We start from the raw sequence: 20,142 nt of genomic DNA on the forward strand, positions 1-20,142 counted from the left end.
GCGCCTGGGGCTTCTTGCCAACTGACGACGCGCGCTCCTGGTTACGCCGTTCGCCCGATGGGCGCCAGGCGCTGCGCCAGGCGCTGCGCTCGATGGCGTCCGATATAGCGCGCCGCTGCTGTCTCCAGTTCCGGCAGGATTCGGGCCGAGAATGCCGGGGGAACGGCGTGAAGTAAGGCCAGCAGCGAAGGTGGCATCCCCGCTTGAGTGAAGATGGCCTCGACTAATGGTTCGGCCAGTTCTCCCAGGTCTTTGCTCATCGCCTGCGTCAGTTCCTCAAAATACCGCTCGGCTTCTGTTGGCGGGCGGCGCTGCACAAACCCTACCCCCAGCAGCTTGGCGCCAATGATCCTTGCCTGGAACAGCGACAGCCCACACCGCCGGGCGACGGCGGCCAGGGTTTCGCGCCCGTTCACAGCTTGTAAAAAGCGCCATTGCAGATCGCTGAGGTGGACCTGCTGGGCCTGTGGCGGCGGATACGGCGGACAGAACAGGATTATCTGGAGCGTGGGGATATGCGCGAGAATGCTGCTCCATTCGTCAATGCGGCGCACGCCCTCCATCAGCAGGCTTTCATTGGTCTGGTTAATTGTCCTGACGGGGGAACGCAGGCCATCGGCGAATTGGAAGGAGCCGGCCTGCCAGAGAAAGAGGCTGAAGAGGGCATCCTCTCCCTGAAGCGTGCTAAGCTGAGCGCCCGCCACCTTCCCGTCCACAAAGTAGATGCGCCCGGTGGGCGGGGCTGGATGAGTGGCTGCGGATTGCGACTGATAGCCAATGGGCATCAGTTCAAGCGCGCCGGTTTTCTGGCTTAGCTCAAAAAGCTGAATGAGTTCGGTGAGATGAAAATCCTGAAGCAGCCCTTCCAATGCCGCAGCTCCCTTGCGTGGTTCCACGCCTGGCCTTGCAGGCCCCACACCTTCGTGCACATGAGTGCAAAAATTGACTTTTCGGCATTCGCTGGTAGACGATCCCAGGGCTGGCGTGACGCGCTCGACACTTCATGACGACCTGCTGAGGGTATTGAAACAGGGCATTGAAAAAACTAGAGGTGCGACATGACGCTTTTACTGATGGTTCGCAGGGTTGGAAACACGCCAGTCCCTTCCACCGCGACGGCCTCAAAAGCAGGTACGCGCCGCCGATTCAGATAGCGATCCAGGGTTGTTACCGGCAAAGCCCCCGACATATCGCGCTTGTTCCATTGAATCACAAACGGAAAATTGCCCAGGTCTTTGCCTAGATAGCGCATATTGGTTTCAAGCTCGATGATGCTCTGGAAGTTCTCTTCCAGCCGGTCACGCTGGGAGTCTACCACAAAAACGATCCCATCCGCCCCATTTAAGACGGCCACGCGCGTGCGTTCATACAGCACCTGGCCCGGCACCGTATAGAGATGGAAGCGCGTGCGAAAGCCATGCACCGCGCCCAGGTCCAGCGGCAAAAAGTCAAAGAACAGCGTGCGCTCTGTCTCGGTGGCGATAGAGATCAACTCCCCCTTACTATTGCCGGGGATCTGGCGATGGACATATTGCAAGTTCGTGGTTTTCCCACAATATCCAATTCCATAATAGACAATCTTGCAGTGGATTTCACGGGCGGCGACATTTATGAGCGCCATACACTCTCGCTCCTAGTGCAACGTATTCCCCTGGCGCCAACCGGGAGAGCAGAACGGCTCTGGTATCACTGTGCTGGCTGAGAAAAACGCCTGAACACCACTCCGGGCGCCAGCTTCGGGTCGCGCTGCGGTGGGCAGCCATCAAGAGCAGGCGACAGAAGAGGCGCTTCCGGCGTTATTCGCGGAAGAGCAGATCAATAGTATCTTCGACCGATGAACGGAACTGGACGTTGACCACTTTCTCACGCACGCGGCTGCTGTCGGTGCGCACGCGCTCCAGCACCCGCAGCAACTCATCGCTGGCTTTCTTTGCCAGCACTTTCACCAGCCCGATATGCGTCAGCTTATCAAAGACTGTCACCAGCAGCCACTGGTCGGCGATCAAGCTGGTGTAAATGCTCTCGTGAACGCCTTGCTGGAAAATGGCCTTGAAATCGCTCTCTCCTAGCAGTTCCGCGACATGGCGCGAAGAAGAGAACGCGCCTGCCAGCAATGCGCCCAATGCTGTCGAATCGCGTTGCAGGTTGCCCTGGCCTTGTGTGGCGATCACCTGCCCGCTTTTATCGAGCAGCATCACATAACTGGCGCTGGTATCCTGCATGAGCTTTGCCAGCATCCCAGAAATCGCCAGCAACTCTTTGTCTGAAATGACCAGATTTGAGAGTTGGTCCATCCGCGCTGCCCTCCGCTTAGCCGTTTGCCCGTGGGGTTACGCTCATTATAGCAGAACCTGGGGAAGCAGAAAAGTACTTTTTCGTCGGTATACGTGACAAATGGCGCCGCCGCCCTGCTTCTGCGCGGCTCGCTGCCAGGGATCGGCTGCTGACAGGCGGTCTCACTGCGCCCGGAAAGACGCGCTGGCTTCTTCCGAGAAGGCAAGACAGCAAGTATGGGGTAGCCTAATAGTCCTACGCGCTGGTCGGAAGCCTGGAGATGCGACGGCAGAGGCGCTGCCTTGCCCCTAAGGCAGCGCCTCTGCCGTTCCTCATCGTATCCGCGAAACGCCCTGAAACGCCCTTTGGGGGCGATATTACAGGTGCTGGCAGCGCAGGGAAATGATCCCCGGCGCGAAATGGTTGGCCTTCTGTAAGTACTCCTGCTCGTTTGCTTCAATCATCAACTTGTGCATGACAACCACATCCGCATCGGGAAGTGATTCGGTTGGCTGGAGGCATAACTCCATAATGGCGCAACCGCGCTCATACACTTTCACCAGCCCACCAGCGCCAGGAATGCGATAGACGCGATGTTCGATAGAAGGGCTGGTGATCTCCAGATAGCCAAACTTGAGGAATTGCTGGTATTGGGATTCGGTCAACATCTCGCGCAGCAGCGACTTGGCGCGGCTTTCCGCCGACAGATGTTCGCTGACCGAGTCGCGCCAGCGCCCCCCTCTACTGCCATCAGAAGATTGCGAAAGATAGTAGATGGCGATCAGCAGGAACAGGAGCCAGATGCCTAAAAGCAGGCTGAGCGACTCCCACATGAAGATCAGCCTCCTACAACACGCGGAACCATCACAATTTGCTCGGCAGTCTGGTCAAACTGCTCGATCCGTTCGACGGGCTTGCCAGCCTCGACCTTAAAAGCCGTTGCTCCGCGCGCGCGCTCATCGGTAAAGATGCGCTCAGCCTCGCGGATAGCGGCAAGGGCCTCAGGATCACTTACTTCTGCTTTTTGGAGATCCCATGTCACTCGATCATCACCGCGTCGGGACATCACACGCAGCATACCCATAACCAAGTCCTGCCTTTCAGATGTGTTCACAGACGCTGATTCCTGCATCCGGTGTCGGAATACAGCACACCTCTCCAGGTGTGTGGCCCTCGCCAGGCAAATGACCAGATCGTTGCGTGTCCAGTCATAGGAGGGAGGAAGGCTTACCTCATTCGTCGCTGCTTCGCCGTAGACTACGAAACGCACTTAGCAAGTACTGTGCCATGCCGGTTGTTTGGGGATCGGTCATCAGGTGGCCTGGCGTCTCTTCCGAGAGGTGCTCAAGGAACCCTGGAGAATCCCCTCACCGGAATGCTACTGCATAGAATATGCCTGAATCAGTGGAGGACGTTTCGACTTTTCAGCGCCCTCAACGGGTCGAGGGACGTTTCAACGCGCGACGGCCTGCTTGTTTGGGTGGAAAGGGTGTCGCCAGCAGATGGATCGCGCTACGCGCCTGCACTCCCTTGTGGGCGCCTAAAGGAAGAACACGCTACGAGAAAAATGCTGAGGCTTCTACCACAAGCATAGCATTAACAGGGCAATCAGTCAAGATGCTTGCGCCTCCCCGCCTGGCGGGTTCCGGTTAGCTGTCCCTGGGGCGCGAGGGAATACGGCTTCCTGCGCCTGGTGTTTCCATTCTCCAGCCTGGCCCCGACGGTTTGGGGGGATTGAGCGGGATACTCACCGTAAAGGCAGCGCCTTCACCGGGGCAGCTTTCCACACTGATGCTGCCTTGATGCCGCTCGACGATGGTCTTGACAATCGCCAACCCCAACCCCTGGCCGCCACGTGAACCCTGGCCGCGCGCCACCTGATAAAAGCGTTCGAAGATGCGCGGTAGCTGTTCCGGTGAGATACCTCGCCCGGTATCGCTCACCACCATCTCGATCTGATTGCCACGCACCTCACCGCTGATCGTGACCTGTCCACCCTCTGGCGTAAATTTGATGGCATTGGTCAACAGATTGCGCGCCACCTGCTTGAGCCGCCCTTCGTCACCAGAGAATGTCGGCAGTTCTGGCGTGATCTGCACCACCAGGTTCACGTTTGCGTCGGCTGCCAGGAGTTCGACTTCTTCGATGGCTCCCTTGACGATGGCGCTCAGATTGGCCTGTCCCCGATTCAACCGGAATTGCCCGGCGTCGGCCCGTGAAATCAACAGCAAGTCATCTACCAGTGAAGTCAGGTGTTCGCTGCTCGACCTGGCCCGCCGCACAAATTCATGCAGCCGCTCGTTTAACTCACCAGCCACCCCCTCTAACGCCAGGTCAAGGTAGCCGTTGATGGCGTTCAAGGGCGTGCGCAGTTCGTGTGTGACCATCGAGATAAAGTTGGCCTTCATACGGTCCATTTCGCGCAAGGGCGTGGTGTCGCGCGCAATAACCAGCGCCTGATAGCCACGATCCGCCAGCACCGGGGTAATGCTCAGGGCAACCTGGCGCTTTTGCATCTGGGCCGGTTGCCCTCTGGCCGGGCGCGTGTTGCCTGGGGGCGTAAACTCGATCTCGGCAATCGGCACAACCCGGTGATATTGCAGGGCGTTCAGCACCATACAGCCTTCTCGGCAGAGTTCATGCCCGCCCGAACGGCTGCAATGCAGCACCTCGCGGCAGAGCAGATTATCGCTCCTGGCGTGGCGTTGGATGGCATAAAACGCCTGGTTGGCCTCGACGATGCGCTGGTTTTGGTCAATCAGCGCGATGCCGTCTGAACTGCTGGCAAAGATGGCGGCCAGACGCTCTTGTTCCGCTTTCACCGCCTGATAGAGTCCGGCGTTTTCGAGCGCGGTGGCGACGATGTTGCTCAGGTTGAGCATGGCCCGCAGATCGCTCGAATCAAAGGGATAAGGGCGCGCCAGCGTGACCACGCCCCGCAGGCGCTCTTTCGACATCAGCGGTACGGAGAGCAGCGCCAGATCGTCTCCGGCGAGAAACGCCTCTGTCACCTGGCCCATCCCATTATGCTCGCCCGGCGCGTGGAGCAGTGGACGGCGCTTCTGCGCGACCCAGGCGGCGATGGATTGGGTATCGCTCAAGCGGATACGCACGTCCGAGAGCCGCGCGCTGCGCAGCCCCATGCCAGCGACAACGAGCAGTTCCTGCTCGCTCTCGTCATACCCAAAGATCATAGCATCATCACAGCGCACCAGGCGGCGAATGCCAGCTACGATAGCGCGGAAAATCTGGCGCGCGTCCAGTGTGCTGGTCATGGCTCGTGAGACATCCAGCAGCGCGGCCAGTTGCCCGGTCTGCTGAAGTGCTTCGGCCATCTGGCGCACTTTCGAGATGGCAAAAACGGCCTGATCGGCGAACATCTGGAGGACTTTGAGCTTCCGCTCGTTGAAGGCGCCCAAATCAGGGCTGGAAACGGTGATGGTCCCAAGCAATTGCTGGCCCGACATGAGGGGCGCGCACATCATAGAGCTAATAGTATAGGGGCCAAGCTCCTTAAAGCGCGCGTCAACCGAGACATCACCGATGATCACCGGAGTGAGATTCGCGGCAACCCAGCCAGCCACCCCCTCATTCAGTCGAAAGCGCGCGCGTCGCTGCCCCCTGGGGGTTGGCTGTGCCGTGGCAATCGTCACCAGGGTGCTGCTGGTTGGTTCCATCAGCGCCAGCGAGCAGTTACGCACATTCAGCAGGTCTGCTGTGTTGGTGACGATGCGATTGAGAGCATCGGCCAGGTCATCGGCCATCGTATGGCCGCTGCCGCTGGGATGAACTGGATGGGAGCCGCCGTTTTCGCTGCTTCTGCTCGTCTCCCGCACGTCCCCTTCTGCCGCCTGTTCTGAAAGGCTCATGCCTGTTCCCCTTCTGTCGGGCGCCAGTGTGAGAGGTTCTGGATCAAAAACGCTCGTTGCATCTCATCTGGATGGCTGGTCGTATATATCGCGGCTAGTATAACATCCGAGAGAGGAATCGTCAAAAGCCCCTGTTTCTGTAGTTCCACCACCTATCGGGGGTTGCCACTTGTAGCGCCGCCCCCCTTCGGGAAGGGCTTCGCCAGAGCCGCTTGACCGCGCTGGGCGCGGCCATTCTCGCTCCCGTTGGTCGCTCGCGCGTCCCTCCTGGCGGCTCAACGCTGGCCTGCTGGTGTGCTGGCCCGCAGGGCCAACGCTCGCCCTGGCGCAGCGGTGGCCGCCTTCCAGGCGGCGCTACAAGTACCGTGCCTCGCTTGCCAACACCTCATTTTTGCTAGAACCTTGGCAGGCTGCGCTGTCGGGTTCCTATTGCGCCGGGCATAGGCTCTATGGTATACTCTTTTGGCGCGCGGGGCAGATGAAAGCAGATGATAGAATAGATTGGCCGCAATAGCGCACGACGCCCCGCTGGGAGAGATGTTGTGAAGAAATACAAGCTGAAAACGCATAAAGGTACCGCCAAGCGCATTAAGTTTACCGGCTCTGGCCTGGCGCTCCGCGAGCATGCGGCTCGCACGAAGTATCGCCGCAAGAAGCGCGGCGAGATTGTGCGTGGTCTGAAGCGCCAGACGCGCGTGGCGGCTGGTGATGTGGGCAATGTGCGTCGCCTCCTTCCCTATGGGTAGGCGCTGCCCCTGACAAGATATTTATGAGGAAAAGCGAGGCAACCCATGCCCAGAGTGAAACGGGGCGTTCCCGCCCATAAAAAGCACAAGAAGGTGCTTGCACTGACCGAAGGCCACCGTGGCGCGAAACGTTTGCTCTTCCGCCCGGCAAACGAGTCCATGATGAAGTCCCTGGCCTATGCTTTCCGTGACCGCCGCAATCGCAAGCGCGATATGCGCCGCCTGTGGATTACCCGTATCAATGCGGCTGCCCGGCTGCACAACGTCAGCTACAGCAAGCTGATCCAGGGCTTGCACGCCGCCAATATCGAGATTGATCGCAAGGTGCTGGCGGATATGGCGGTGCGCGATGAGGCGGTGTTTGCTGAGATCGTCTCGCGCGCTTCGGCTGCGCTGGAGTCCAGGGCCTAGCAGGCGCCGCCGCTGCCCTGTGGCCCGCTGCGATGATTACCAGCCCCTCCAACCCAAAAGTTGCGCTGCTTCGCTCGTTACACACCCCCAAAGGGCGAGCCGAGGCAGGCGCTTTTCTTGTGGAAGGGCCGCATGTCGTGGGCGCGGCGCTGGAGGCCGGGGTTGTCCCCTTTCTCCTGCTTTATGAGCCAGCCGCCCTTGGCCGCGCCGACGAGGGCCGTATCCTGCTCGATGCCCTCACACAGATGGGTGATACCGGCCAGACGGAGACGTTGGAGGCGAACGCGCGCGCCCTGGCCCATGCCAGCGATACGCAGACGCCGCAGGGCGTGGTCGGCGCGGTTGCTCTGGCGGATGTTGCGCCCGAACGCTTGCGGGCGCGGCGGCGCGGGCGCTTTCGCCCGCTGCTGCTGGTATTGGATGAACTGGCCGACCCTGGCAACCTGGGGACGATTCTGCGCTCGGCGCTGGCGGCTGATGTGGATGAAGTCTTGCTGACGCGCCGCTGTGTCGATCCCTATAACCCCAAGGTCGTGCGCGCGGCCAGCGGCGCGCATTTCCACCTGCCCATCGCGTCCCAACAACGTTGGGAACAGATCGCTCAGCGGCTTGCTGGCGCGCCCAAAACGGCGCAGGTCTTGCTGGCCGAGGCCAACGCCCAGCGCCCGTATTACGATGTTGATCTCACCCGGCGCACCGCTCTGATTATCGGCAACGAGGCGCGCGGCCCCTCGGCGGAGGCGCGCCGCCTGGCGACAGGCAGCGTCAGCATCCCCATGTGGAACGGCGTTGAATCGCTCAACGCGGCAATTGCCGCCAGCCTGCTGCTTTTCGAGGCGGCTCGCCAGCAGCGCAGCCAATGAGCGGACGGGTACCCGATCTTGTTGGCTGCGCTGATCGTTTTCGAGCGCATCTTACGGGGAGGGTAATGGAGCAGGCCCGTCGAGAAAAATGCCGCCCTCTAGTGGTAAGCCCAGCGCCCTGCTCAGCAGGAGCCAGAAAGCCTCATCCGTTTGTCGCGTCTCCGAATTGTCGAGATGGAGTGCAAAACAATTGCCTGCATCGGCCACCGCTTGAAAGAGGGTGATACCTTGAGCAAAGAACGTTAGACGATAGCGTACTCCACGATCAAGAGGACAAAACCGAACGCCATCGGGCGAAGGTGGCAAAGCGACGACAGCGTGTTCTATCTGCTGCGCTGTCGCCGGATCGCCCACCGTCCAGCCGCCAGGCGGCAGATAGTTAGGGTTAGAAGCAGGGACAATGAACCGCGCCACTTCCAGGCGATCCGCAGGAGGCGGGGAGAATGAGAATACACTCGAAGAGGGTCCGGCGAGAAAGACCACAACAAGAAGGAATGGTATCAGGTAGCGACGCTTCGCCATGATCCTCTCCTCAGCGTACTCGATAACTCGTCACGAATCGTCATAGGTCGCCCTTTGCAAAGAGAGCATACTAAATATGTCATCAGATGTACAATCCACTTGAGATAGAAATAGAAACAAGAGAGGGAAAGCTGCTATGCGCATGCGATTGGCCGTGATCGGCTTTGGCAACGTGGGCCGCGCCTTTGCCGGTCTGCTGAAGGAGAAGGCTGGCGAGTTAGCCAGCCGCTATGACCTGACCTGCGCTATTACCGGCGTTGCCACGCGCAGCCGGGGTGGTTTTATTGCGACGGACGGCGACGCGCTGGACCTCAGCGAATCTGGCCTGCCAGCAGAAGGCATGCCGCCAGGCGCGGCGCTGCACGTGCTTGATACGCTGACGTTTATTCGCGCCTGCCCGGCGGATGTAGTCATTGAAATCTCCACGCTTTCCCCGCTGAACGGCCAGCCCGCCACCAGCTATATCCAGGCTGCGCTGGAGAGTGGCCGCCACGTCATCACGGCCAATAAGGGGCCGATTGCTAATGCCTATCGCTCGCTGCGCGATCTGGCCCGTGAGCGCGATCTGGCGCTGCGCTTTGAGTCAACGGTCATGGATGGCACGCCCATACTCAATCTGACGGAGTTCTGCCTGCCCGCCAGCCGCATCGCTGGCTTTCGCGGCATCGTCAATTCCACCACCAATGTGGTCTTGACCGCAATGGAGGAGGGCCGCTCTCTGGAAGAAGGTATCGCTGAAGCGCAGCGCATCGGCATTGCCGAAGCAGACCCGTCCTTCGATCTGGATGGCTGGGACGCCTCCGCCAAAGCGTCGGTGCTTGCCACGGTGTTGATGGATACCGGCGTGACGCCCGCCCAGGTGGAGCGGCTGGAGGTGGGGGCCGAGGCTATGCGCCGCCTGGCCGCCGCGCTGCCAGCGGGCCACGTGCTGCGCCAGATTGCCGAAGGGCGGCATGTGGGCACCGATGCGCGCTGCGCAGTGCGCCTGGAGACGCTGCCCGCCAATCACCTCTTTGCCCAGATTCGTGGCACGAAGAGTATCCTGACGCTGCAAACCGATACGATGAACGACGTGACCATCATCGAAGATGAGAGCGGCCCGCGCCAGACGGCCTTTGGCCTGCTCAGCGATCTGGTTGCTGTCGCTCGCCTGCGAAGACCCCTCGCGTGAACCAGGGGTTCTAGCAAACATGAGGTGTTAGCAAGCGAGGCATGGTACTTGTAGCGCCGCCTTCCAGGCGGCCACCGCTGCGCCAGGGCGAGCGTTTGCCCTGCGGGCCAACCTACCAGCAGGCCAGCGTTGAGCCGCCAGGAGGGACGCGCGAGCGACCACCGGGAGCGAGAGGACGGGGCAACAGCCGAGGCAAGCAGCCCAGGCCGCAGGCCCAGTTCCCGCAAGGGCCGCTCCCCAAAGGGGGGGTCAAGCGGCTCTGGCGAAGCCCTTCCCGCAGGGGGGCGGCGCTACAAGTGGCACCCCCCGATAGGTGGTGGAACTAACCAGGCGCTCACCCTTGCATCCATAAGCAGCAATCAGTATACTGGACGCGGTAAAAGTGCTGAGCGAAAGGGTAGGTGAAGACCGCTATGCTGCTTGATATTCTGATTCTTCTGCTTATCATCGGGGGCGTCGCCTTCGGCTTCTGGAAGGGGCTGCTGAACCAGGGCGTGGCGATTCTCGGCGTCTATCTCGGCGCGCTGCTGGGGCGCTTTGCCTACGAGCCGATAGCTCACTCGCTCGCAGCAGCCACCGCGCTCAATCTGCATGTCATCCAACTCCTGGTCTTTCTGGCCCTCATCATCATGGTGCCAGTCGTCATGCTGGTGGTAGCGCGTATGTTGTGGGGATCGCTCCGGCTTCCTCACGCCTGGGGGCAGGCTGATCTGGTGGGTGGCACAGTCCTGGGCGCAGTAGTAGGGGTGCTGGCCGCGATGTTCCTGGTGCTGACCTTTGGCTTCCTGGTGACGACTGCCCACGTCAACAGCGCCACGGCCAGCTATCCGCTTTTTGATCAGATTCAAGCCGCCTGGACCGCTTCGCTGCTGCGCGGGCCGGTTGTTGAGGTGGGGCATATCCTCTACTATAGCCTGCTGCCGAACGTGGGCCAGACAAATCCTGACATCCTGCAAGTGTTTGCGCCGCGCTAGGTTGCTAGCACTCCAAGTTTGCATTTGACAACAGCCTGGGTTTGGGGCGATAATATCATTACAGTCTCTGTAATGCCGGAGAAACTTCTCGTGGGAAGGGGCATGGAACCTCCTGGGTCATGCGCGTTCCCTTTTTCGTGTATTTGCTTCGGTCATGACATAGCTAGTGTTGCTTGCTCTGGCCGCGTCCGTATTTTCTTTACTGGGGACCGGCCTGCCACAAAGGAGTTGACCCATGGCGTCAATCTTTAACCCATTTGACCGCACCGCTCAGGGGCGCGCCGACAAATCGGCGATGCCCTCGGACCTTATTATTCCGCATGTGATTGAGCAGACCCCCAGGGGCGAACGTGGTTACGATATATATTCGCGTCTGCTGAAAGAGCGCATCATCTTCGTCGGCACGCCGATTGATGATCACGTGGCGAACGTGGTGGTCGCTCAGTTACTCTTCTTGCAGAGCGAAGATGCCACCAAGGACATCAGCGTCTATATCAATAGCCCGGGTGGCAGCATCTACGCTGGATTGGCGATTTACGATACGATGCAGTATCTCAGGCCGGATGTCTCGACATTCTGCGTGGGGATGGCGATGAGTATGGGCGCTGTGCTGCTGGCTGCGGGCGCCAAGGGCAAGCGTTATTGCCTGCCCAACTCAACCGTCCTGATCCACCAGCCGCTGGGCGGCGCGGAAGGCCAGGCAGCCGATATTGAGATCACGGCCAAGGAGATTCTGCGGCTGCGCAACAGCATCTATGAGATTCTGGCGAAGCATACCGGCCAGACCATTGACCGCATCAAGACGGACTCTGACCGGAACTTTTACATGTCGGCTGAACAGGCGGTTGAGTATGGCATCGTGGATGAACTGCTCACCCACCAGGAAGAGGCCGCGTTGACACGCTAACGCGCGCGTTCGGTAAAGTGGTGAGGCGGTCCGCCGCTTCGGGGAAATCGTCTCACCCCTTGCCCCGCTCGTGCCGCGCTCCTCTTCCTTCTCGCCGTTGTGTCGGCTTACTTGCTTCGTCGGCATTCTGATTGATTGCCGCGCCTGTGCCTGCGGCGGCGGGCGCTTGCGGGAACCCAGTTCCCGCATTCTCGCTCCCGTTGGTCGCTCGCGCGCCCGCGCCTCCGCTGTCTTCCGCGCCTCACATCCAGCGATCACCTGATCGTCCCCTGCTGGCTACTTCAGTAGTGTATTGGATTGCTTGTATCCTGTTCATGTTCTGCCCATGAAGCTCCCCCGCATTGGAGGAAAACTGATGAGTGCGCAAGCGCGGCTGCGTCGCGGCCTGTTTGAACTCCTCTATAAAAATCGGCTCCTGTACTGGTTCGCCAGCACGATCCCGTTTGCCGGGCAATGGCGTGTCTGGCAGCGGCTCGTCTTGCCGCGCTTGCGCGGGCATGATGTGCTGGAGGTTGGCTGTGGCATTGGCGATCTCCTGGTGGACATGGCGCGGGACGGCTATCGCTGCCAGGCGATTGATCGCTCGCCGCAGATGGTGGCGGCCACGCGCGCAAAGCTCGCCCGCGAGGGACTGGCCGATCAAGTTGATGTCATCCAGGGCGATGTTCAGGAACTCCCTTTTGGCGACGCGACGTTTGATAGCGTCGTCAGCACGTTTCCCACCGAGTATATTGCCGATCCGGCGGCGCTGCGCGAGATCGCTCGTGTACTGCGCCCTGGCGGTCGGCTGATTGTCGTGGTCGGCGCGAATCTGCTGCCCATTGGCCCGCTCAATTTCCTGCTGATCTTGCTGCACGCGCTGGTCTATGGCGGCAGCCCTCGTCCGGCGCTGCGTCGGGCCGAGCGCATCAGACGCCAGAGCCAGAGCGCCGACGCCGACAGCCAGCAGGACGAGAGAACGGCCACATCCACTGGCCCGCGTATCCCATTAGAAGCGGCGGGCTTGCGCCGCCTGGAAGAGCGCGTGGGGAATCGCGCCTGGGAAGCGTTTATTATCATCGGCGAGAAGGCCTCTGTGTTGGGAGGAAAGCAGCTATGACACAGGTGGTAATCGATTTGCCAGATGAATTGGCTCAAAGGCTCTCCCAGGAAGCGCAGCGGCTAGGGCAGCCCGTTGAAGAGCGTGTTATTTTGTTGCTTGAGGATGCCGTTGCCCCAGCTAGAAACTTCCATCTGGAGGTTCTAACAGAGGGACTGGCGCAGTTGCGAGGCTTGCTCCAGCAGATTCCTGGTCTGACTGTCATCTCGACCAGCGCTCCTGAAGAGCCGTATTGGTGGGTAAAGCTCTGCCTTGATTTGCAGTCACGAATTGTCTGGCACATCATCCAGGAACTCGGATTTGTCTTGAATAATATCTCGGTGGAAGAGCGGCTTCCTACCGTGTTTATGCCACTTTCTCCCCCGCCCTATCTCAACGGTGGGCCAGAAGAGTTTCTTACCTGGGTGATTGAAACTAGCGTTCCTTTCTCAGATGCAGGTGCTGTTGCTGAGATACTGGCGGAGCGACTCCCTAACCCTCTTGGCGATGAGGAGCGATGGTTAAATGGTTAACGTACATTGCGTGAAAGGCGCATCTGCGTAGGCTCTGAGAAGGTCTTTTGAAGTCTACGCTTACCTGTTTGTATATGCACGAAAAAAGTTTACACACGCTGGAGTACCCGAAAATCCTTGAGCGCCTGGCGCACGAAGCGGCATTTTCGGCCAGCAAAGACCTGGCGCTGGCGCTTGAGCCTGCCACCGATCTGCGCGAGGTGGAGCGCCGCCAGGCCCATACCACCGAGGCGCGTCGGCTGCTGGAGGCGCGGCCCGACGCGGGCATACGCGGTGCGCGCGACATTCGCCCGCTGGTGGCGCGCGCCGAGCGCGGCGCGATGCTCTCGCCTTCCGACCTGTTGGACGTGCTGAGTACGGTGCGCAGCGCGATCTACGTGGCGCGCCTGCTGGGGCGGCTCGATGAAGACTTTCCCTTGCTCAAGGCGCTGGGGGCCGATCTGCCGCAGCGCCCAAAGCTGGCAGAGCGCATCGAAGAGAGCATCAGCGAGGAGGGTGAGGTACTGGATTCTGCCAGCCCGACGCTCAGACGGCTGCGCGTCGAGATTCGCGGCGCGCAGCAGCGCTTGCAAGAGAAGCTGCAATCGCTGCTCAACCAGTACCGCGTCTCGTTGCAGGAGCCGATCATCACCCTGCGCTCGGATCGCTATGTCCTGCCGGTGCGCGCCGAGGCGCGCGCCCAGGTACGCGGCATCGTTCACGATCAATCGGCCAGCGGCGCGACCATCTTTATCGAGCCGCTGGTCGTGGTGGAGATGAATAATCGCCTGCGCGAACTGCATCTGGCGGAGCGCCAGGAGATCGAGCGCATTCTGACCGAGATTTCAGGAGATGTTGGCCGCGAGGCGCTGGCGCTCAATCTGGATGTAGAACTGCTGGCAGAGATCGATCTGCATCTGGCAAAAGCGCGCTACAGCCAGATCACCGAGAGCAATCCGCCGCGCCTCAACGACCAGGGGCGGCTGACGCTGATGGCGGCGCGTCATCCGCTCTTGACCGGGAGAGTCGTACCCATTGATTTCCGGCTGGGCGATGACTTTTCGATGGTCGTCATCACCGGCCCGAACACGGGCGGCAAGACAGTTGCCCTCAAGACGGTGGGGCTGCTGACGCTGATGGCCCAGGCCGGGCTGCATATTCCGGCGGATGACCGCTCGGAGATCACCATCTTCAGCCAGGTCTTTGCCGATATTGGCGACGAGCAGAGCATCGAGCAAAGCCTGAGTACCTTTTCATCGCACCTCAGCCGGATTATAGACATCCTTCAGCACGCCAATCCGCAAAGCCTGGTCTTGCTGGATGAATTGGGCGCGGGGACCGATCCCAGCGAAGGTTCGGCGCTGGCGCGGGCGATCCTGATGTATCTGCTGGAGCGACAGGTTGCGGTGCTGGCGACGACGCACTACAGCGAACTCAAGGCGTTTGCCCACGATACCGCTGGCGTTGCCAACGCTTCAGTGGAGTTCGACGTGGAGACGCTTTCACCCACCTATCGCCTTCAGATCGGTCTGCCAGGCCGCAGCAACGCGCTGGCAATTGCCGCGCGGCTGGGGCTGCCCGCTGACATTATCGAGCAGGCGCGCCAGTTGTTGGGTACGACGGGCGTGCAGATGGAGAGTTTGCTGGAGGGCTTGCAAGAAGATCGCCGCGTGGCCGCCGACGAGCGTTATCATCTGAGCATGGAGCGCGCCGAAGCGGAGCATCTGCGTAAACAGTTGGAGACGGAGCGCGCCCGCTTTGAGGAGGAGCACGTGCGCATTCTTAACGAGGCGCGAGCGCAGGCGCGGCGCGAATTGGAGCAGGTGCAGGCCCAACTGGCGCGCGTCAAGGTGGACATGGGGCGACAGCGGCTCCCCCAGGAGCAGCTAGACCGCCTGCGCGCCCAGGTGCGCGAGATGGAGGAGCGCGCCGCGCCGCTGCCGGAGCCGCGCCGCCGCGCCCCTGAACCGCCTCCGCTTGAGCCGCAGAGTGGGCCGTTGGAAGTCGGCGATACGGTGCGGGTGCGCAGCTTGAACCAGACGGGCGAACTGGTCAGCCTGCCCGACAACAAAGGGGAGGCGGAAGTGCAGCTTGGCTTGCTCAAGGTGCGCGTGGCGGCTGAGAACCTGGAGCGCCTGAGCAGACGCCAGGCGCGCAACGAGACCAACGGCGGCGATGGCGTGCGCGGCGTTTCGCTGCCCAGCATCACCCAGCGCGAGATGCCCGATATGCAGCTTGATCTGCGCGGCCAGCGCGTGGAGGAGGTCTTGCCGGAGGTTGATCGCTACATCCACGACGCCTACATGGCAGGCATGCCCTTTGTGCGCATCCTGCATGGCAAAGGGACGGGCGCGCTGCGCCAGGCTATCCGTGAACAACTCGCCCATCACCCGCTGGTTCGTTCGTATGCGCCTGCCGCTGCCAACGACGGCGGCGAAGGCATCACCGTAGTGACGCTTGCTCAAGCGTAATATCATAGCGTTATGAACGCTGCCTGCGTACCCCCGCCTTCCAGGCGGCCAATGCTGGTCTGGGTGAACACTGCCCCCTGGAGCGCATCGTTCATCTGAGCGCAGCGTTGAGCCGCCGAGACGGCGGCGCTACACGCAGGCGTATTACCCGTAGCGCCGCCGTCTCGGCGGCCCACCCGTAGCGCCGCCGTCTCGGCGGCAGGTGGGGGAGGGTGTAGCGCAAAAAGCGGCCAGAGAAGAGAGGCTTCGCCCGCCCAGGCGGCGCTATCAGCCTCAGCGATCATGCGGCAGCATGTGGAATCAGGCTTGCGAGCCACTGCTGTGTCGCGCGCGGCGAACGGAAGCGTGCGATTGCCAGGTGCGCATGCTCTGGACGGGCGAAGAGTTCAGGATATTCCAGGCGCCGCCGCTTATACGTTTGCAATATCCAGATAAAGAGGGCATCGCGGCTGAAGAAGGTGCCGCGCCAGGTTTCGCGGTTGCCGTTCCAGAGTTCGGGGCGCCTGGTGATGCGCCAGATCGTTCGCCGCGCCAGCCGCCAGAGAATCAGCGGCAGCGGATAATCCAGCCAGATGATGGTGTTGGCCCGCTGCCAGACAATATCGCGGACCATATGATAGTTGCCATCCACCACCCAGCCATCTACGCCGAGTGCCTGGGCCACGCGCTCGCGGAAGACATCGGGCGCCGCTGGGGTCCAGTTGGCGTCCCAGTACAGCGCGTCCAGTTCCACGTGCGGCAGCCCAAGGCGCTCCCCAAGCTGGCTCGCCAGAGTAGATTTGCCGGAACTGGTCGTGCCAACAACGACGATGCGCTGGCCGACCTGAGCGGGGGGAAAAATGTGAGTAGCCATAGCGGCAAAGAGTATAGCACGTTAGTTGATAGTAAGCAAATACACTTTCCCCAGCCTGCCGTTCCAGAAGACCTCAATGGTGTACTTTCCACGCGCCAGAGAACTAAACTGGAACCAGAAGTAACTGGCGCCGCCACTTACTTCGGCTGATTTGCTGGCGCTGGCCGACCTGGAACCGCTGGGCAGAAGAGTAACTTTGGCCGTACCCCCACTGGCGATGACCTGCTTATTGAAGCAGACGGTCACATAGAAAGCCTGGCCTGTCGGTAAGGTTGCTCCATTAGGATTGATCTGACAACGGTTGTCGGTATTCAACGCCGCGCTGATGTTGGCAAGAGCAGCGGCGGCCTGCCGATCAATAACCGGACCCCTGGGCGTGGGCGCGGGTGAGGGCGCTGTCGTGGGTGAGGGCGTTGGTGTGCTGGCGCTGGTTGGCGTGGTCTGGCTTGCCCCGCCAATAAAATTGGCGTTCTGCGCGCCCATCTGTACGGGCGTGGAAACAGCCAGCAGGGTAATCGAGAGGCTGAGAAGCAGCGCCAGGCAAATGGCGCTGATGCCCGCAACTCCCTGCGCGCCGGTATCCCGACTGATATGCTCTATCCATTGGCCCAGCGCCGTCTTACCGGCCACCCGCCGCGCCAGCCGGAAGACCCGCGCGCCGATCATGTTCACTAATGAGGCCCGCTCGGCAATGGCAAGACCCTTCTCTGGCAGGGCTGGTGGTTCGGTCAGCGCGCGCTTTTTGTTGAGAAAACCAGGATAGCCTGCTGCTCTGGCTTTCAGGTGTGGCCCGACGCCTGCCTCTGGCTCCAGAAAGGATATGGTCATCCGGTGTGATTGTTCTGAACCCTGCGGGCGATTTCCTCTCCCTGGCTGCCCGGAGGGCGCTGCGCGTGGCGGCGGTGCGGCTTCTTCTGGCTCATCATCATCCACAATATTCAGGTCATCCAGGGTCAGATGCAGCCGATGCTCGCGTTCCCTCGTATCTCGATAGGGTTCCAGCGCCCGCGCCAATGCCTCGGCGCTCTCGTATCGCTCTCCGGGCTGCTTTGCCATTGCCCGCGAGACGACATGCGCCAGTTCGCGCGGAATAGCCGGGTTGAAGCCGCGAATATAAGGGGGCGGCTCGTGCAACTGCTTATTGAAGATCGTTGCCGCCGATGGGCCGGAGAAGGCGGGCCTCCCCGCCAGCATCTCAAAAAGGAGCGCGCCCAGCGCGTAGATGTCGGTGCGCGTCGTGGGTTGTCGCCCCTCGATCTGCTCTGGCGCGAGATAAGAAGGCGCGCCAATGGGTACCCCTGTGCGCGCCTGGTATTCTGCCTGAAAAAGCTGGCTGATGCTGAAATCGGTCAGCAGGAGATGGGAGGCGTTCTCCTGATCGACCAGGATATTTTCTGGCCGGATGTCCAGGTGCAAAACACCGCGCTGGTGGGCGTGGTGCAGCGCGCGGGCAAGCTGGATGATTGGCGTAACCGCTTCCCCTACCGCCATCGGCTGGCCCAGGCGCTTCTTCACGCTGCCGCCGGTCACAGTCTGCATGACGATATAGGCCAATCCCTGTTCTTCGCCGAAATCATAGATGGCGACGATATTGGGATGATTCAGTTGGGCGATAGCTTGCGCGATCTGCTCGAACTGCTGAAGAAAGCTGCGCTGGTCTTCCTCAGCGCCGCGCAGAGCTTTGATGGCAACATGACGCCGCAAACGTGGTTGGAAGGCTTGATAGGTAGAGGCATAGGTTCCCTTGCCCAGTTCTGTGAGCAGTTCATACTGCCCCAATTGCTGGCCGACCAGATGATCCCATTCCATTCGTCTGCCCTCGTTTCGTCTGCGTTCTCGCGCGTGGCACGCCCATATTACCGCAATTCTGTTGCCGATTGTTGAGTTTTAGCGGTTGATTTTGGCGAAAAAGGCGCTCTACACCCCGGGGCCATACACGCTCAGGTTGCTGAAACCGGCTTCCATGTCCGCGCCCTCGACCATCACGCCAATCCAGCCGCTCTCATAGCCACTGAAGTTATCGCTTACGACCTCTACCTGCTGCCCATTGATGAACAGGGTGAAGGTATTGTCCCTGGCAATAACCTTCAAGGTGTTGGTCGCGCCCTTGCCGGTATGAATCGCGCTCGAACTGGCCCAGGGGATCGCGCTCAGGTCGCTCCAGCCGTTGTTGAAGAAACTGTACTGATCATGGCGAGCAAAGTTATAGGTTCCGGCTGGGCTGACAAAGAAGACGTATTTATCGGTGGGCGTGCTGGGGGCGGCGCGCAAGACGAGTCCATAGGCATAAGGGACTTCGGCGTTGGGGTTGGCGTCGCTGTAAGCCGTAACAGTGATCTGGGCTGTGAAGTTATCGAAGGTCTGCTGCTGATAATAGGAGTTCAGCGTCGTGGTCGGGTTGGGGTTATGCAGATGATACTGCCCGCCTGCAAAGAAGGCCGCAGCGCCGTTTGTAAGCCAGCCGTTGGTGTTGCTTGCCAGCGAATCAATCAGGAGGGGGGTGCGGGCAGTGGCGGTGGCCTGCGCGGCGGCGGTTCCGGTGGCCGAGACGCGCGCGACGCCGTTGGCGGCGGCGCGTGTCTCTGATTGGGCTTTCTTATAGGCATGATAGCCGAAGGCCGTCAGCGGCGCCAGCAGCGCCAGCAGCAGGACAATGCCTCCCAGCGCGACCAATCGGCCCGCCAGCAGGCGTGTGTGCCCTGGGGTGAGCGGGGCGCTCAGTGCTGGCATCTGCCCGCTGGCGTGGGCGCTGGCCCTGCCTGCTGCTGGCTTGTCGCTGGGGAGAGGGAGCGTCGTTGATGAGGAGCCGTTTCTTGAACCATTGCTCTCTGGCGAACCGTTGCCCTCTGGCCGGGTAGCCGACGGAGTCAGCGAAGAAGGCGTGGGCAGCGCCACGCTTCCGCGTGTGCCATAGCGTCCATAGAACACTGTCCGCGCCCGGAATGTGCGCGCGCCTGCGGGGACGCTTTCCGGCTGTTCTGCCACGCCCGCGCTTTGTTGGAGGCCAGCGCGCGCGCTCACAGACGTTGTTGGCGCGGCAGTCGAAGCGCCGCAGGCCGCGCAATAGACGCTGCCAGGCGACAGCGTGTTTCCACAGTTAGCGCAGTTCATTGCCGGTCTCCCCTTTGCCCAACGGCTCGCCTTGTTCGACCAGATACCCAGGAGCATCTCTCCCTACTCCATTATAACGGAATGGGAGGCGTTCTGTCTTCTCTCCGGGACCACCACCTGGCGGAGCCTCCACCTGTAGCGCCGCCATCCTGGCGGCCACCGCTGCGCCAGCGCGCACGCTGCCCTTCCAGGCCAACGTCACTTGTAGCGCCGCCATCCTGGCGGCCACCGCTGCGCCAGGGCGCACGCTCGCCCTCCGGCCCACCGTACCAACAGGCTAGCGTTGAGCCGCCTGGAAGGCGGCGCTACAGGTAACAGGTCTCGCTTGCCAACACTCCATATCTGGTGGAACCTGCTCTCTGCTCAGGGTTGCATCCTCG

General features: G+C 60.9%; 22 protein-coding genes. 10 read left to right on the top strand and 12 right to left on the bottom strand.

Features of this window, described 5'->3' with window-relative positions:
* Positions 1–41: 41 nt before the first annotated feature.
* From VH599_13910 to VH599_13935, 6 genes are all read right to left on the bottom strand, one after another.
* Positions 42–869, bottom strand: a complete 828-nt coding sequence (locus tag VH599_13910) for a DUF4388 domain-containing protein (GenBank protein HEY7349405.1) — start codon at positions 867–869, stop codon at positions 42–44.
* A gap of 176 nt (positions 870–1,045) precedes the next feature.
* Positions 1,046–1,621 carry an ADP-ribosylation factor-like protein gene (locus tag VH599_13915; GenBank protein HEY7349406.1) on the bottom strand — a complete coding sequence of 192 codons (576 nt, stop codon included), beginning with the start codon at positions 1,619–1,621 and terminating at the stop codon, positions 1,046–1,048.
* A gap of 175 nt (positions 1,622–1,796) precedes the next feature.
* Entirely contained in the window at positions 1,797–2,294 is a 498-nt protein-coding gene (locus VH599_13920; GenBank protein ID HEY7349407.1) for a roadblock/LC7 domain-containing protein, read from the bottom strand.
* 357 nt (positions 2,295–2,651) lie between these two features.
* Positions 2,652–3,107 (bottom strand): hypothetical protein, encoded by a 456-nt coding sequence (locus tag VH599_13925; protein HEY7349408.1) that lies wholly within the window; start codon positions 3,105–3,107, stop codon positions 2,652–2,654.
* Between the two features lie 5 nt (positions 3,108–3,112).
* Positions 3,113–3,388: a hypothetical protein gene (locus tag VH599_13930; protein HEY7349409.1), complete on the bottom strand. Its 276-nt coding sequence runs from the start codon at positions 3,386–3,388 to the stop codon at positions 3,113–3,115.
* 535 nt (positions 3,389–3,923) lie between these two features.
* A complete protein-coding gene (locus VH599_13935) occupies positions 3,924–6,143 on the bottom strand; it encodes an ATP-binding protein (protein ID HEY7349410.1) in 2,220 nt (739 codons plus the stop codon).
* A gap of 542 nt (positions 6,144–6,685) precedes the next feature.
* Between VH599_13935 and rpmI the strand changes: the two genes are divergently transcribed.
* The 3 genes from rpmI to VH599_13950 are packed head-to-tail and all read left to right on the top strand — an operon-like array spanning position 6,686 to position 8,163.
* Positions 6,686–6,889, top strand: a complete 204-nt coding sequence (gene rpmI, locus VH599_13940; protein HEY7349411.1) for a 50S ribosomal protein L35 — start codon at positions 6,686–6,688, stop codon at positions 6,887–6,889.
* Between the two features lie 45 nt (positions 6,890–6,934).
* Positions 6,935–7,300 carry a 50S ribosomal protein L20 gene (gene rplT / locus VH599_13945; GenBank protein ID HEY7349412.1) on the top strand — a complete coding sequence of 122 codons (366 nt, stop codon included), beginning with the start codon at positions 6,935–6,937 and terminating at the stop codon, positions 7,298–7,300.
* 32 nt (positions 7,301–7,332) lie between these two features.
* Positions 7,333–8,163: an RNA methyltransferase gene (locus VH599_13950; protein ID HEY7349413.1), complete on the top strand. Its 831-nt coding sequence runs from the start codon at positions 7,333–7,335 to the stop codon at positions 8,161–8,163.
* 51 nt (positions 8,164–8,214) lie between these two features.
* On the opposite strand, the gene VH599_13955 is transcribed toward VH599_13950, so the two are convergent.
* The gene (locus VH599_13955) at positions 8,215–8,685 is read right to left on the bottom strand and encodes a hypothetical protein (protein HEY7349414.1); all 471 of its coding nucleotides are present in this window, start codon (positions 8,683–8,685) and stop codon (positions 8,215–8,217) included.
* A 136-nt stretch (positions 8,686–8,821) separates the two neighbouring features.
* Here VH599_13955 and VH599_13960 point away from each other — a divergent pair, with 136 nt between their 5' ends.
* From VH599_13960 to VH599_13990, 7 genes are all read left to right on the top strand, one after another.
* Positions 8,822–9,856, top strand: coding sequence for a hypothetical protein (locus tag VH599_13960; protein ID HEY7349415.1), 1,035 nt, complete (start codon positions 8,822–8,824; stop codon positions 9,854–9,856).
* A 41-nt stretch (positions 9,857–9,897) separates the two neighbouring features.
* Positions 9,898–10,182: a hypothetical protein gene (locus VH599_13965; GenBank protein ID HEY7349416.1), complete on the top strand. Its 285-nt coding sequence runs from the start codon at positions 9,898–9,900 to the stop codon at positions 10,180–10,182.
* A gap of 87 nt (positions 10,183–10,269) precedes the next feature.
* Complete coding sequence (locus tag VH599_13970; GenBank protein HEY7349417.1) at positions 10,270–10,830, top strand: CvpA family protein; 561 nt, start codon at positions 10,270–10,272, stop codon at positions 10,828–10,830.
* A 235-nt stretch (positions 10,831–11,065) separates the two neighbouring features.
* On the top strand, positions 11,066–11,737 hold the full coding sequence (gene clpP / locus VH599_13975) for an ATP-dependent Clp endopeptidase proteolytic subunit ClpP (GenBank protein ID HEY7349418.1): 672 nt from the start codon (positions 11,066–11,068) through the stop codon (positions 11,735–11,737).
* A gap of 355 nt (positions 11,738–12,092) precedes the next feature.
* Positions 12,093–12,836: a class I SAM-dependent methyltransferase gene (locus tag VH599_13980; protein HEY7349419.1), complete on the top strand. Its 744-nt coding sequence runs from the start codon at positions 12,093–12,095 to the stop codon at positions 12,834–12,836.
* The gene (locus tag VH599_13985) at positions 12,833–13,348 is read left to right on the top strand and encodes a hypothetical protein (GenBank protein ID HEY7349420.1); all 516 of its coding nucleotides are present in this window, start codon (positions 12,833–12,835) and stop codon (positions 13,346–13,348) included. Before VH599_13980 ends, VH599_13985 begins: the two co-directional genes overlap by 4 nt.
* Before the next feature lie 47 nt (positions 13,349–13,395).
* A complete protein-coding gene (locus tag VH599_13990) occupies positions 13,396–15,798 on the top strand; it encodes an endonuclease MutS2 (GenBank protein ID HEY7349421.1) in 2,403 nt (800 codons plus the stop codon).
* 2 nt (positions 15,799–15,800) lie between these two features.
* On the opposite strand, the gene VH599_13995 is transcribed toward VH599_13990, so the two are convergent.
* From VH599_13995 to VH599_14015, 5 genes are all read right to left on the bottom strand, one after another.
* Positions 15,801–16,082: a hypothetical protein gene (locus VH599_13995; protein HEY7349422.1), complete on the bottom strand. Its 282-nt coding sequence runs from the start codon at positions 16,080–16,082 to the stop codon at positions 15,801–15,803.
* A complete protein-coding gene (locus VH599_14000; GenBank protein HEY7349423.1) occupies positions 16,079–16,651 on the bottom strand; it encodes a hypothetical protein in 573 nt (190 codons plus the stop codon). Before VH599_14000 ends, VH599_13995 begins: the two co-directional genes overlap by 4 nt.
* Positions 16,652–16,672: 21 nt before the next feature.
* Entirely contained in the window at positions 16,673–18,460 is a 1,788-nt protein-coding gene (locus VH599_14005) for a serine/threonine-protein kinase (GenBank protein ID HEY7349424.1), read from the bottom strand.
* Between the two features lie 108 nt (positions 18,461–18,568).
* Positions 18,569–19,762 (bottom strand): zinc ribbon domain-containing protein, encoded by a 1,194-nt coding sequence (locus tag VH599_14010; GenBank protein ID HEY7349425.1) that lies wholly within the window; start codon positions 19,760–19,762, stop codon positions 18,569–18,571.
* On the bottom strand, positions 19,749–20,009 hold the full coding sequence (locus VH599_14015; protein ID HEY7349426.1) for a hypothetical protein: 261 nt from the start codon (positions 20,007–20,009) through the stop codon (positions 19,749–19,751). The genes VH599_14010 and VH599_14015 overlap by 14 nt, the downstream gene beginning before the upstream one ends.
* Positions 20,010–20,142: the final 133 nt, after the last annotated feature.

Source organism: Ktedonobacterales bacterium (assembly GCA_036557285.1).
Lineage (GTDB): Bacteria > Chloroflexota > Ktedonobacteria > Ktedonobacterales > DATBGS01 > DATBHW01.